The sequence below is a fragment of the Treponema sp. OMZ 906 genome (genome assembly GCF_024181185.1).
Taxonomy (GTDB): Bacteria; Spirochaetota; Spirochaetia; order Treponematales; family Treponemataceae; genus Treponema.
The window spans coordinates 1,477,431-1,491,847 of record NZ_CP051196.1 but is presented as its reverse complement, the minus strand read 5'-3'; the positions used below and the strand labels follow the sequence as shown (position 1 = coordinate 1,491,847).

11 protein-coding genes are annotated in these 14,417 nt (G+C 45.8%); 6 read left to right on the top strand and 5 right to left on the bottom strand.

What is annotated here, in order from left to right; translation table 11 throughout:
- The first annotated feature begins 102 nt into the window (after nucleotides 1-102).
- From E4N69_RS06670 to E4N69_RS06650, 5 genes are all read left to right on the top strand, one after another.
- The gene (locus tag E4N69_RS06670) at nucleotides 103-2,298 is read left to right on the top strand and encodes a DUF4954 family protein (protein ID WP_253823330.1); all 2,196 of its coding nucleotides are present in this window, start codon (nucleotides 103-105) and stop codon (nucleotides 2,296-2,298) included.
- A gap of 110 nt (nucleotides 2,299-2,408) precedes the next feature.
- Nucleotides 2,409-2,903 carry a hypothetical protein gene (locus tag E4N69_RS06665; protein ID WP_253713827.1) on the top strand — a complete coding sequence of 165 codons (495 nt, stop codon included), beginning with the start codon at nucleotides 2,409-2,411 and terminating at the stop codon, nucleotides 2,901-2,903.
- A 17-nt stretch (nucleotides 2,904-2,920) separates the two neighbouring features.
- A complete protein-coding gene (locus E4N69_RS06660) occupies nucleotides 2,921-4,609 on the top strand; it encodes an SPOR domain-containing protein (protein WP_253823329.1) in 1,689 nt (562 codons plus the stop codon).
- A 12-nt stretch (nucleotides 4,610-4,621) separates the two neighbouring features.
- The gene (locus E4N69_RS06655; RefSeq protein WP_253823328.1) at nucleotides 4,622-5,452 is read left to right on the top strand and encodes an HAD family hydrolase; all 831 of its coding nucleotides are present in this window, start codon (nucleotides 4,622-4,624) and stop codon (nucleotides 5,450-5,452) included.
- A 6-nt stretch (nucleotides 5,453-5,458) separates the two neighbouring features.
- Entirely contained in the window at nucleotides 5,459-8,308 is a 2,850-nt protein-coding gene (locus tag E4N69_RS06650) for a hypothetical protein (RefSeq protein WP_253823327.1), read from the top strand.
- A gap of 50 nt (nucleotides 8,309-8,358) precedes the next feature.
- Here the strand turns inward: E4N69_RS06650 and E4N69_RS06645 are convergent, their stop codons facing one another.
- The 5 genes from E4N69_RS06645 to E4N69_RS06625 form a co-directional block, all read right to left on the bottom strand.
- On the bottom strand, nucleotides 8,359-9,735 hold the full coding sequence (locus E4N69_RS06645) for a sigma-54-dependent transcriptional regulator (protein ID WP_253823326.1): 1,377 nt from the start codon (nucleotides 9,733-9,735) through the stop codon (nucleotides 8,359-8,361).
- Nucleotides 9,725-10,942, bottom strand: a complete 1,218-nt coding sequence (locus E4N69_RS06640; RefSeq protein WP_371922344.1) for a two-component system sensor histidine kinase NtrB — start codon at nucleotides 10,940-10,942, stop codon at nucleotides 9,725-9,727. Before E4N69_RS06640 ends, E4N69_RS06645 begins: the two co-directional genes overlap by 11 nt.
- A gap of 96 nt (nucleotides 10,943-11,038) precedes the next feature.
- On the bottom strand, nucleotides 11,039-11,254 hold the full coding sequence (locus E4N69_RS06635; protein ID WP_253823324.1) for a hypothetical protein: 216 nt from the start codon (nucleotides 11,252-11,254) through the stop codon (nucleotides 11,039-11,041).
- A 53-nt stretch (nucleotides 11,255-11,307) separates the two neighbouring features.
- Complete coding sequence (feoB, locus tag E4N69_RS06630; protein WP_253823323.1) at nucleotides 11,308-13,326, bottom strand: ferrous iron transport protein B; 2,019 nt, start codon at nucleotides 13,324-13,326, stop codon at nucleotides 11,308-11,310.
- A 2-nt stretch (nucleotides 13,327-13,328) separates the two neighbouring features.
- On the bottom strand, nucleotides 13,329-13,553 hold the full coding sequence (locus tag E4N69_RS06625; RefSeq protein WP_253823322.1) for a FeoA family protein: 225 nt from the start codon (nucleotides 13,551-13,553) through the stop codon (nucleotides 13,329-13,331).
- Nucleotides 13,554-13,744: 191 nt separating this feature from the next.
- Here E4N69_RS06625 and E4N69_RS06620 point away from each other — a divergent pair, with 191 nt between their 5' ends.
- Nucleotides 13,745-14,404: a transporter associated domain-containing protein gene (locus E4N69_RS06620; protein WP_162663579.1), complete on the top strand. Its 660-nt coding sequence runs from the start codon at nucleotides 13,745-13,747 to the stop codon at nucleotides 14,402-14,404.
- Nucleotides 14,405-14,417 lie beyond the last annotated feature (13 nt).

The following is a 14,417-nucleotide window of genomic DNA, read 5'->3' as shown; positions in this document are numbered from 1 at the left end:
TTTGAACCGCGAAGAGGTTCAACTCTGGTTGAACAGCCCCATTATTCTGCGGGGTATTCAGAAGAACGTCTAATGTGTTTGCTCCAGCAGCTTGGAGGAAGTATGCCGGTACGTGTTATAACAGCGGATGACTTTGGGGTTAATTTTGTCAATAAATCTTTTCTTACTTCCGGACGGGATGAATATACCGTCCGTTTTATGCAGAACCCTGCCGAAAAGCACCGATGGCGGCCGCTCACCTTTAACGAAGTTGAAACGCTCATCAAGAATGGAAATACCTGTACTAACTGGAATACTTTTTTGGTGGAAGATCCTTTTACACCATCGCTCATTAAAAACTCGCTTTTTGCGGGATTGGTGAGGATTTCCTCTTTAACCGAATGTTATCTGCGCTACCATGATTTTATTGTCCCCGCGGGGATTACCAACAGCAAAATTATCTCCTGCGATATCGGAGCGAATTGCGCCGTGCACGACTGCGCCTATCTTGCGCACTATATTATCGGGAATACCGTCATTTTAAGCAGAATAGATGAGATGGCGGCAACCGATCATGCCAAGTTCGGCGAAGGGGTCATTAAAGACGGGGAAGATGAAGCAGTCCGCATTACAATCGATGTGATGAACGAAGCAGGCGGACGGGAAATTCTTCCCTTTGCGGATATGATTTGCGCCGATGCGTTTATGTGGGCGCGGTACCGCGATGATGCAAAGCTGATGGCGCAGCTGAAAAAGCTGACGCAGGATTCTTGCGACTCCGCCCGCGGTTATTACGGTACCGTCGGCGATAACGCAGTGATTAAAAGCTGTAGGATTATCAAGGATGTCCGATTCGGTGAGGCGGTCTATATTAAGGGCGCCAATAAGCTAAAAAATCTAACCATCCGGTCTTCTGCAGCAGAAGCGACGCAGATCGGGGAAGGCGTTGAGCTGGTCAACGGAATTATCGGATACGGCTGCCGCGTGTTCTACGGCGTTAAGGCCGTGCGCTTTGTGCTCGGAAATAACTGTACGCTCAAATACGGCGCCCGCCTCATTCACTCCGTGATGGGAGATAATTCAACTATCTCCTGCTGCGAAGTATTAAATGCGTTGATCTTTCCCTACCATGAGCAGCATCATAACAACTCATTCCTTATCGCTGCGATGATTCAGGGGCAGTCCAATATGGCGGCCGCCGCTACGGTAGGTTCAAACCACAATACCCGCGGCAACGACGGAGAGATTATCGCCGGCCGTGGATTTTGGCCGGGGCTTTCCGCGACGCTCAAGCATAATTGCCGGTTTGCGTCCTTTGTGCTGTTGAATAAAGGCAATTATCCCGCCGAACTGGATATTCCTTTTCCATTCAGCTTGGTCAGCGATAATCTGCGGGAAAATTGCCTCGATATTATGCCCGCTTATTTTTGGATGTATAATATGTATGCGCTTGCCCGCAATAACGATAAATTTAAAAAACGGGATAAACGGAAAACAAAGACGCAAAAGATTGAAACCGAGGTACTTGCCTGCGATACCGCCGGAGAAATTATGCACGCAATGGAATTGCTGGAGCACATCTTTGAAACCGCATGGACGGCGGCAGGAAATCAACCCGAAAGTGCTCAAAACCTTTTAGCGCATAAACAGGATGAGCTGAAAAAACTGCCCCTTACTGCCGAAAACATCGAGCATTCCGCCCGCCCAGTGAAGATTCTGCACGGCGTAGATGCATGGTATGCGTACCGCGATATGCTCGTATGGTACGGGGTAACCGTTTTGGCAAAATACATCGATGGAACCGGTAGCGACGGTGAGGTGTTTAGCCGCAGTGGTGTATGCAGCCGGTTTAATCTTCAAAACGGAACAATCCCGTGGGTCAATGCAGGCGGGCAGCTGATACGCGAGGACGAATATGACCGGCTTCGCAGCAGGGTTGGGGCAGGGGTGTTCAATTCGTGGCACGCAATCCACGCCGAATACGACCGGCTCTGGGAACGGTATCCCTTTGACCGTGCAGAACATGCCTACAGCGTACTCTGCCGGCTCGCCGGAGTTTCCGTTCTTGGCGAATCACACTGGCGAACCTACCTTGACGAAGCGCTCCGCTTGAACCGTTACATCGAAGCGCAGGTTCTTATTACCAAGAAAAAAGACTACACCAATCATTTTCGCGATATTACCTACCGGAATAGGGCGGAGCGGGATGCCGTACTCGGTCATGTGGAAGACAACGCCTTTGTGCAGCAGTCCAAGCAGAATGCGCAGCACTATGCTGAGCTTTTTGCTCAGCGAAGAGGTTCAACTCTGGTCGAATAGTCTCAATTTTTTCGCGGGGATATTAAAAAAGCGGCCTGATGCGTTTGCCCTGTCTCGTTTATCCTTTATCCTTTTTTTATTTTGCCGATATTGATTACGGAGAATATACTATGAAAAAGCGGATACCGATAGTGCTTTTATGCTGCACTATGCTGTATGGTGCGGTATATGCGAAAACAATCGGTTTTGCTTGTATCTATAATTCCGATGCACCGGCCGGGGCAACCGAACTGACTATGGCGCTCGAAACCGAGCTTTTTGACTTCTGTTTTGATCAAGGGATAGTAGCTACCAGTGTCGAATGTATAGTAGGAAACTATGAGCAATACAAAAATAATACTGCACTGATAAAACGTTTCGATTCAGCGATCGACTGTTTAGTTGCACTATATTGCGAATATAATCAGGCCTCGGACAATATCGCGAAGAGACAGACACCGGTAATTGAATGGAAGAATCTTGAATGGAAGCTCATCGATTTTTCCTCCCAAAAAATCATTTTTGAAGAAAATATCGATCCGAAAACAATGCCGGAAAACGAATTGAAACAGAAAATCAAAAGCGCCGGTCAATCTATCGGTACAAGTATGTTGGAAAATTTATAGAGGAAAAGGGGATACAGATGATCAAAAAAATAATGACTGTCCTGAGTATGTTAATACTAAGCACTGCACTGACATGGGCAGTATGGGAAGGTAATGCTGTTGCCGGATCACAGGAAGAATTCCCTGCAGGCCTCTTTGCTTCCAGTGATTTATTCCCTAAGTATACGCTTATCGAAATCACCAATTTGGAACAAGATATAACATCCCGTGCAGTTGTTATCGATAATGAGGGGGCACAGGGAGTATTGGTAAAGGTGTCGCCTGATTTAGCAAGGGTTTTGGCAATTAAAGAAGATAGTACTGTGCGCATCCGCGTTTCCATACCTCCACTTGTAGCCGAGGAAGGTGCCGATCCTGTGCTGTTAGGTAAAGTTGAAGAGAGGCAGCCTACCCCAACGGCGGTACCTGAAAAACCGGCAGAAGAGGCTCCTCAAACTTCCCCTGTAGAGGCTGTCCCCATAGAGGAACCGGTACAACCAGCAGAAAAACCGATACAAGAGGATAACAACCGAAAAGACCCGTATGAAGAACCTATTCAAAATGAAGCAGTTATTCAGAATGAACCTGCACCTCCGGAGGTAGCCGAACCGGTGAAGCCGGCAGTCGAACCCAAAGGAGAAAAAAACGAAGAAGTTGCACCGATGACGGTAGCTGAAATTGAAACGCCGGTACAACCGGAACCGGAAGAACCGGTGTCTCCGATTGCCGAAGTTGAAGAGCCCACCCAACCCGAAAAGGCACCGGAAGAACCGATGGCTCCGATCGCTGAAGTGGAAGAACCTTCTCAACCCGAAAAGACACCGGCAGCACCTGCCGCACCTGTAGCTGAAGTATCGGAACCTGTTTTACCGGAACCGGAAATCGTACCGGCTCCTGCTGCCGTTTCTGAGGTAACCGAACCCGTAGAATTTTCTGCATCATCCGAATATTCCGCAGAGGCTGAAAAACCGGTATTGGATGCCCCCCCTATTCAAGAAGCGCCGATAGAAGAAGAGAGCGAGTCTTCCGCCGAGTATACAAAACCGGTAGTGCAAGTCGCGGAAATAGCCGTTCCGGAGACTGCTTCGGGTTTAGATGCATTACTTTCACCGGTGCCGGAAGTGTCAACTCCGATTGAACCGGAACCGGTAACAGTCGATGAAGCTGAGTCTGAAAAAGATATGGAAAAGCCTACAGTCGAGCCGGAGCTTCCTGCCGTTGAACCTAAGGAAGAACCGGTAGAAGAATCGGAGGAGTTGCAAGACGAACCGGAAGTTGTTATCGCTAAGGAAGCTCTTGCAGGGAAAGAGCCTAAGGATGACACTACGGAAGATGACTTGATTACAGAAAATCATGTTATGCTCGTACCGTCGGAGCCCCGGGTACCGATGAAAGAATATATCCCTGCGCCCAAAGAACCCGAACAACCGGCTTTGCCTGCGTCACCGGTTGTTACACAGCCTGCCGAAGAGCTCTATACTGCCAATGTCCTTACAAAGGGAGCGTTTTATGTACAAATCGGTTGGTTTAAGGATATGCTGAATGTAGAAAGTTTTGTACAGCGGTATGGTAAACAGTATCCTATCGCAGTAGAAAAGTCTCCTATGACAAAGGGAATTTTTTATAAGGTCTATATCGGACCGCTGAAAAAAGATGAACGGGGTGCAATATTGGAAAACTTCCAAAAATTAGGCTTTAAGGATGCATTCTTAAAAAAAGCTCCTTAAAGAGAGGCCGCGATGGATTTCCAACGGAAGAAGGATTTTTTAGTCTGTATCGACAGCGACGGCTGTGCTATGGATACGATGAACCTCAAGCACTACCGTGCTTTCGGGCCGGAGCTGGTAAACATATTCAATTTGCGCGATCATGCGGAACCGATTTTACATTATTGGAATAAGATAAATCTCTTCAGCAAAAAGCGTGCAATAAATCGTTTTAAAGGCTTTTTTGAGGTATGCCGGTATATCGATAAGCACTTTATTCCTGTTGACGGATTGGAAGCGTATGAACATTTCCTTAATTCGGGCGGAAAGTTGTCGAATGAAGGCATCAGGCAGGCATATCAAACTGTCGGTCATCCTATTTTTGCACTTGCCGAGCAATGGTCGATAAATGTCAATAAGACTATTGCTGCAATACCGCTGGAAGACCGCATCCCTTTCCCGTATGTTTATGAAAGCATCGAAGCTATTTATGCCGTTGCCGATATAGCTGTTGTCAGTTCTGCCAATAATGCTGCCGTGACTGCCGAATGGGAGCAAGCCGGTTTAATCAAGTTTGTGGACGGTATTTTTACGCAAGAAAACGGCAGCAAAAAGCAAGTGATTGCCTCATTGAAACAGACCGGCAGATATAAAGACGGATGTATATTAAAAATCGGTGATGCTCCCGGCGATTTACAGGCTGCGCAAAGTAATACCGTGTCCTTTTATCCGATTATTCCTGAAAAAGAAGCTGAAAGCTGGTTTGAGTTTAAAGATACCTATTTACCGCTCTTTATCAATGGACAGTATGCCGAGTGTGAACAGCAGCTTATTGATCGGTTTTATTCGGAACTTGAGGATTGATTAATCATGAAACAGCATAGGAATAATAAAGCAAAACTTTTAGGAATATTCTTTTTTTTCATTGTCGCCATAGCTCCGGCTTTTACAGAACCGCTGCAGTCTGTTAAAACCAAGTATTTTGAAATTATCTATAGGGAAGCATCGGCTCCTTCTGCAGCACTGCTGAAAGAATATGCCGACGGTTATGCCGAAGAAATATGTACCGCTCTGCAACAGAAAATCAAAGGACGTATACCGGTATACCTTGTATCCGATACGGAAGAACTTAATGGATATTTTACCCGGACACCGCATCGCCGCATTGTCCTTTACGATACCGGGATTACGGATGGGACACTCGGTAATTTGCCCGACACACTCTTACAAGTTTTTTACCATGAACTTACTCACGCTCTCACGCTTGACGTTCCTTTTTCCCTTTTAAATATTTTACCGATGTCTTTTGTAGAAGGAGCGGCTGTTTCATTTGAAAGTTTGCATGGACAAGGTCGTTTAAATGATCCGTTGATTAAACAGTATTTGATTCAGAATAAAATCGATGGCATCACTCCGACGTGGACAGAAGCTGCAAGTTCGCGGGATATGTATCCGACCGGATTGTGGCCGTATATCTATGGCGGTTATTTCGCCGACTTTTTACAAAAAACGTATGGGATGGAGTCGTATTCAAAGCTATGGAAACTGAGCTGGAGACTTTTTATACCGGGAAAATTCAAGTCCATTTATGATAAAGGGGTAAGCGCCGCATGGAATCAATTTATCAACACTATTCCACTGCCGGAAAAACTGAATGAACCTGCTCCCTTTGTTTCTCAGACAAAGAAGTCTGGATATAGCGCTCTTGCAGCTTCCCATGACGGTTTTGCCTATTATGATTTTGACAGTCAAGCGATATATTTTACACACGTAAATATCGATAATACAGACAATACCATTGCAGCTTCCACACCCGTCAAGCTTTTTACAGCGGATTTTTCGTTAAATCAACTGTCTTTTTCGGAGGACGGCTCTCTTCTCGTTGTCTCGGATTCAGTTGAAACAAGTAATAAAACATCGCAAAAGCGCTCACGTATTTTTGATATGAAAAAACGTCGATTTATCGGTAAACCGATACCATCAAGTATGGCGGCGTGTTTTGTTGACAATCAGACACTTTGTTCCATAAGGCTAAAGAATCAATCATTTTCCGCAGTATTGATTGATCGTACTACACAGGAAGTTAAGAAAGTTTTATATACGGCTGGTCCCGGTCAATCCTTTGCCTCATTGTATAGTCCTTGTTATATCGGAGAAGGGCAGGTTGCCCTTATCGCAGCAAATGGGGTAAAACGTACTATTTTACGTATCGATACCGAAACAGGCCGTCTTTCGTCGTTGCCTGAACAAGATACCCCCTACGCGATCCGCTACTTACAATCGGTAAAAAGCGGTAATGAGTATATCCTTGCTTTCTCTTGGGCTGAGATGAATATGCTCTATCGGCTCGGTCTTTATTATCCTAAAAGCGGCATCATAAAAACACAGCAAACCGATATTTCCGGCGGCGTGTTCTTTCCCATTCTACTGCCGGAGAAACAGCAGCTATCGAATGAAGTCGGCAATCATTCCATCATTTACGTAGGGCAGCATGGTGCCTATCACCGTTTATATACTATGCAAGAATCGGAGCTTACGGTAAAAACTGTCCAACCGACAGCTATAACTGTTCAACCGGATATACCGGCATCGACCAAACTTCCTAACCTTGAGCTTCTCAATCCGAGCCGGTATCAGCCACTCACATGGCTGTGGCGGGCAAAGGTACGGCCAACAGCCAATATCCCTGCCGATATACGGCGTTACGGGGGATACGGTATCGGGATAAAACTGGCTATGCTTGATCCTACGGAGACAATCGAAGTTAATTCTTCATTGCTATTTCTGCTAAAGCCTTTTTTTACACAAATAAAAGCCGATGCCGCCTATCACTTTAGGCCTATTTCGTTAAATATGAATGTCTTTGATCAACTTGATACAAAGACGTTTACCTACCGTAAAACCGGATTTGGCGTCGGTGCAAGCAGCGTTATTCCGCTTTCCTATTCATGGGAAATGTTTAAACTCTCTTATCTGGCAACGGCAGCATGGATAGCGCCTTTATCCGATACCGGTAAAACCTTCTATCCGTTTCCATACAAGTATACGGTACTTGCACATGAAGGGCAGCTTTATTACCGAAATGTCCGCAGTTCCCGCATAATACGGTCTCCTTTCTTTGCAAAGGATCTTCAAGGTGTCTCCATATCAAGCTCTCTTGCTCATGCATACTGCGTTGAACAAAAAGCCAATGCTGCTGTTTTTCAGGCATCGTTTGACGGCTATATTCCTGTAGTACCGCTTCGCTTTACTTTGAGCGGTTATCTTGGATTCAATGCACAGTTTAATCCTTTAAACGGAACATATTCGCATATTGCCGCTCATTACCCTGTTACGGAAACTAATTATTTTCCCTCTTTTGCGGCATATAATACTGATGCAATGCGGAAAAAATTTGCTTCGCTTGGAACAGGCAAAGTATCGGGAGGAATATCCGGTGTATGCGATCTTACATTTTTTAGCTATGACGTGCAAAACGGTAGCTCTTTCTTACCGCTGTTTATAAACCGTATATCCTTTCATACCGGCTATGCATGGATACTGACAGGGAATTTCGCTTCAAAAGCGCATACCGGCGGCTACCTCTATTTGGACACCCTCTATGTAAACTGCCTTGTGGCATTAAACAGATCGGTGGAGATTGGTGGAGAGTATATGCATCCGGTTCGAACGTTTTTACGGCCGGGAGTTTTCCGATTTGTCGTCGGCGTAAACCTGTAACAAAGCTTTTTTTTAATACTGCCTGTTGGTTTACCCCCGTGCGACCCGTTTTACTCCGCACTAGAATCGGTGGCATCAGTAGCATGTGCCGCAAATTCATCGAGTTTTCTATGCAAGGTTTTGCGTCCGATGCCGAGTATATCGGCGGTTTTCGATTTATTCCCGTTATAAGCTGCGAGGGTTTCCATGATGATGTGCCGTTCCGCTTCGGCGAGGGGAGTGCCGATTTGGATGCGGATGGAAGAATTCTGCTCCGCTTCGCGTATCGGTTCGGGTAAATCGGACAGGCGGATGGTATCGTCCGAGCTCATCACGACTGCGCTTTCCAGACAGTTCCTCAGCTGCCGGATATTGCCGGGCCAATCGTAGGCATAGAGCGCTGCGCGGGCTTTCGGTTCGATGGTGGTAATCTGTTTTGCGTTTTCTTCCGTAAATTCTTTGATAAAGGCGGCAATCAACAGCGGGATATCCTCTTTCCGTTCCCGAAGCGGCGGCACGTGGATATGTACCACATTCAGGCGGTAATACAGATCGCTGCGGAATGTACCGGCGGCGACTTCCTTTTCAAGATCGCGGTTGGTTGCCGTAATAAGACGAGTATCTACCGTGATTGACTTTTCGCCGCCCACCCGCTCGAACTGTTTTTCCTGCAATACGCGCAGTATTTTTATCTGCAAACTCTGATTGATTTCTCCGATTTCATCCAAAAAGATCGTGCCGCCGTCGGCAAGTTCAAAGCGTCCCCGCTTTTGGCTGACCGCGCCGGTATATGCACCCTTTTCGTGCCCGAACAGTTCGCTTTCCAGTAAGCTTTCCGCAAGCGCGGCGCAGTGCACCTTGATATAGCTGTTGTTTTTTCGCGGGGAAAGGTTGTGGATTGCGCTTGCAATAAGCTCTTTCCCCACACCGCTTTCGCCGGTGATAAGCACGGATGCCCGTGAGGGAGCAACCTTTCTGATCATCTCAAAGACATGCTCCATCGCCGCGCTCTTCCCGATGATGTGCTCGAATGTTTTGTCCGACTGCATCTGTTCGACAAGTTCGCGGTGCTGCAGCACCAGCTCGCGGTTCTGGAGAGCGCGTTTTACCAGCAGGGAAAGCCGGTCAAGGTCGAGCGGCTTGGTTAAAAAATCATACGCGCCCATGCGCATCGCTTCGACGGCGGTTTCGACGGTACCATGGCCGGTCAACACGATAACCGGTACGCCCGGCGTTTCCGAAGTTACCCTGCGGAGAATTTCTTGCCCACCGATGCCCGGCATTCGCAGATCGGTGATGACAAGGTCTACCATCTCCGACAGCGCTTTATGCAGTCCGTCTGCCCCGTCTTCCGCAGTCAGTACCTCATAACCTTCGTCCTCGAGTGCCATCTGGAGCCCTTCGCGGATATTCTTTTCGTCGTCGATAACTAAAATCTTAAATTTCATCTTTTATGCTCTCAAATTGAGGTTTTGTACTATTATCGTATGCAGTATGTGCTTCCAATAGAAGCGGTCTCTCACTGTGAGTAATAGGCAAGATTAGCGTAAAACGGGTTCCCTTGCCGATCTCCGAATGGACCTGAATATCACCGCCGTGCTCTTTAATCACCTTATATGTCATGGTAAGGCCGAGCCCGCTTCCGTCCGGCTTTGTTGTAAAATACGGCTCAAAAATCTTATGCAGTATGTCGGGCGGAATGCCTTTTCCCGTATCGGTAATAGCGATATATACGTTTTCTTCGTCATACCGTGTCGTAATGCCGAGTTCTCCGCCCGCAGGCATCATCGCCGCTTTTGCATTGGTTAGAATATTCATCAGCGCTTGGCGTAAAAAGCGTTCGTCCGCTTGAATAATCGGCAGTTCGCCGTCGAGCTGAGGAACAAAAGAAATACCTGCAGCGGAAAATTCTTCCTGAAAGGTAGCAAAAAGATTTTTAATAAGTTCGTTTACATCGACCGGTGCAAATTCACACTGGAGCGGTCGAACGGCAAAGAGAAAGTCCACCACAATCTTATTTAATCGCTCAATTTCTTCTTCTACTACATCGAGGTGCTTTTGCGCCTTTGCGTTAATTTCCAAATTGCATGCTTTAAAGTTCTTCCGCAGCAGTTGGACGTGGATACTGATGGCCGCAAGCGGATTTTTTATTTCGTGCGCAACCGCGGCTGCAAGATTGGTAAGGCTTGCGAGGTTTTCAAGCCGCCGGTTGTTGATTTCTTCTCGCTTTCGCTGCGTAATATCTTCAACGGTGATAATCGTACCGCGCACCCTTTTTTCTTTTACAAGCGGCAGTACCGAAAGCTCAATGTAGTGATTTCCCTCATCGGCAACAATGACAAATTCCTCTGCGGTACATGTCTCTTCATTTTTTATCACCGTATGGATAAAATCCGCCAGCTTGGTGTCGGGAATAGACGCCCACAGCGGCCGTTCGGGGCTTTCAGAAAGCGGGATACCGAGGATACGCAAAGCTGCGCGGTTAGTTTTTATAATGGTATGATCGGAATCCAGAATGATGACGCCGCTTGTAAGCGAATCCATCATCGCATCAAACAGTGCATAGTCATCGACAATCAACTGAATAAAAGAGCGCAGCTGCGAATCGTTCATGCGTGGCAGTTTCTGCAGTGCACGGCTCATAAACTCTCTCATGTAGCAAGTATAATGCAAAACGGTAAAAAGCGCAAATTCCGCTGCAGAGCTTTGGAGCAAAATTTCAATTTTCTTGGTTCATAACAGGCTGTGCTATCAGCCGCACCCATTACATCCTTTGCAGTGATGATGGCAAGCGTTGTGTTTTTTTGTTTCTTCTTTTTGAATAGCCCCGGGTTTAATATAACCGGTGTGTTCAAGATATTCTATTTCCGCCTTGACGCTTGCGGCATCCATATCCGCAAGCTCGGCGAGTTCCTGAAGCGTATATGTTTTTCCCGATTTTAACAATTCCAATAAGCGTATGAGCATGTTACGGCCGCTAAACCCGTTCGAAAACTTCCGTTTCGGAACAGGGCTATTTTCTAAAAGATAAGCATCCCGATGTGATACGCGATAGCGGCAATTACAAGTGCGGAAAAAATATAATACACCGCAATGGTTATCGTCCATTTTTTAGAGTGCGTTTCCTGTGCGGTAGCGGCAAGCGCCATCAAGCACGGCATATTAAAGAAAAACGCAAAGAGGAATGCAAGTGCTTCGGGTTTTGAAATAGCCGCGAGCATCGTGTTGCTCAAAACCGCCGTATCAACGGTACCCCGCGTTGCAACGGCATTCCAGATACCGGATGACGTAAACAGGGATGCCAGCACTCCCAGCGCGGATTCTTTCCCCATCGCCGAGGCAACAAATGCCATAAAAAGCTGCCACGGTAATCCGAAGATTTTTGTGACGGGTTCTATAAACATACCGATTTTATAAATGATGCTGTTTGTTATGTTTCCGTCCGGCGTATACGCAAGCGCCCAAAATACCACGGAAATAAGTACGATAACACTCAACGCTCTTTTAAACACATTGCCCATTTTATTCAAAACGGAAGCAAAGAGATTTTTCCAATGCGGTTTATGATAAGGGGGCAGCTCCATAATCATGCCAAGATTTTCATCACCTTTATAAAGCGATTTTCTGAAAATCCGGTATGTAACTAAGAGGTGTAAAAATGCAACGGCAAATAAGCTCAAAACAACAAAAACCGCTTGCTTACCGAAGAAGGCTCCGCTGACGACACCCACAACGCCCCATGTCGCCCCGCACGGCACCACCCACGAAAGCGCTATCGTCATAACCCGCTGCCCCCATGAGTCGATAATCCTCGATCCGGTAACGCCTCCGATATTGCAGCCGAAGCTCACCAAGAAAGGCATAATCGCTTTTCCCTGCAATCCCAATTTAGACATCGTGTTATCAAACACATAGGAAACCCGTGCCATATAGCCGACATCTTCCATAAATCCGAACACTAAACTGACGCCGAATACATAGCTGACCATCATAAACGCAAACGTAACGGCAGTCATAACTGCGCCGCACACAAGCGAGATTATCCAATTTGCAGCGCCAAGGAGCATAAGCCCTTTCGCCAGTAAACCGGAAAGCGGCGGAATAGCAACCCAAAATATTCCCATTAACGGAAAACCGATTAGCATCGAAACAATTAATCCCGCAATGATAATGCCGACAGCAATCGGTTTACCCCATGTTTTACTTGTCGCGAGCCTATCGAATGTGCTTCTGGTAAAAGTATGCCGATTTTCCGTAACGTATTTTTTAATGAGCGAATCTACCCAATTAAATTTACATTGTCCGGTATATAAATTGCCGTCTTTTATGTCCTGTAATATGCTTTCGATATTTTTAAATTGCGTCGCATCGACCGCTGTTTGTACCAATTCAATCGCTTTTTGATCTTTTTCAACAAGTTTACTTATAATCCACGTTTGTGAAAAAACGCCGATGCCGTCCTTCGGAATATACGTTTCCAACGCACGATATTTTTCGCCAATCGTATCTTCGTATAATGTTTTCAGCACTTCATCTTTTAAAAGCGCTCCGTTCCGGTGTTCTAAAAAGTCATACAGGGAAGCGTATTCTTTTTTGTCTGCTGCGATAATCGGGATAACCGGTATATTCAGCGCTTTCTGCAATCCGTCAATATCCACCATCTTACCTTGCTGATGCGCAATATCCATCATATTCATAATAAGGACAACGGGAACTTGTATACCGGCATAATCGGATAGCATAAAAAGACTCCGGTTTAACTGCGACGCATCCGCCATAATCGCAACAAGGTCGGCCTTTCCATTCGCTATATATTCTCGTGTAATGACTTCTTCTTCGGAGTGTGCCGACAAGCCGTAAGAGCCGGGTAAATCGACGATTGTATAGTCGGTACCCTTATGCGAAAAGTCTCCTTCCTTTTTCTCTACGGTTTTTCCCGGCCAGTTGCCGACATGCTGATTTGCACCTGTAAGTCCGTTAAATAATGTTGATTTCCCCGAATTCGGTTGACCAAGCAGCGCAATGGTTATTTTTTTCATAGCTATAATATCTCCATCATAATCTTATCAGCCTCTTTTTTATTGACTGCAATCGTGGTGTTTCTGCAATACATAAGCACCGGCTGTTTTTTATAATTCTGAATTACTTCGATTTCGCTTCCGACTGTTATACCGATGGATATTATTCTGCTTTGAAAATGCGTGTCTCCGAGTATTTCGATAACTTTCGCTTTTGTCTTTTCTTTTAATGCGCTTAACTTTTCCATATACAATGCTCCCAATGTAAGTTATTTATTACATTTGCTTAAATGGTAACGCAATTAGTCCGGCCTGTCAACGCGTGTAATTTGATTTGGTATGTGTAATTAAGTCGGCGATTACCCATTATCCATTAATTTGCCCACTTATTGTCAATTAACTCTTTTCTTTTGAGCATTTCAGTGTATAATATTCGATAATGAATAAATTAAAAGCGAAACTGAACAAACAAAACCTTAGGCGATATTTAGGTTTGCTGGCAAGCTATACGGAAATTTTGCTTGCCCTTGTAGTCATTATCGGAATTTTGCTTCTCTGTATTCGCGTTCTTGTACAGCTGAAAGGCTTTATCATCAGTACGTTTGCAGGTACGGAGATTCCCTCATTTGCGGAATTTCTTTCAACGGTATTCGAGCTGGTTATCGGTATCGAGTTTGTAAAGATGCTCACAAAGCATACGCCGGGCAGCGCTATCGAGGTACTTTTGTATACGATTGCTCGTGCGCTCATTATGGATCACAGCAGTATGCAGAGCTCTCTGTTAGGTGTTATCGCTATCGCAATCCTTTTTGCCGTCCGTAAGTATTTCAATGATCCTGAAGTACATAATCATGAAACCGGTGGGGACTATATCGTAAACGGCGGTATCAGTATGAAAGAGGTTAATAAGAGGCTCGATGCAGACTTCGATGAATCTTACGGGCACACCGTTGCGGGGTATCTATTCAATTATTTACAGGCAATAGGAAAAACGCCGACGGTTGGATGTGAAGCTCAAATCGGTGAATATATGTTTCAAGTATATGATATGGAAGGAGAACTTATCCGACATATTAGAATAACTCCGCTCAAATCATAAAAGATAGTGGGAG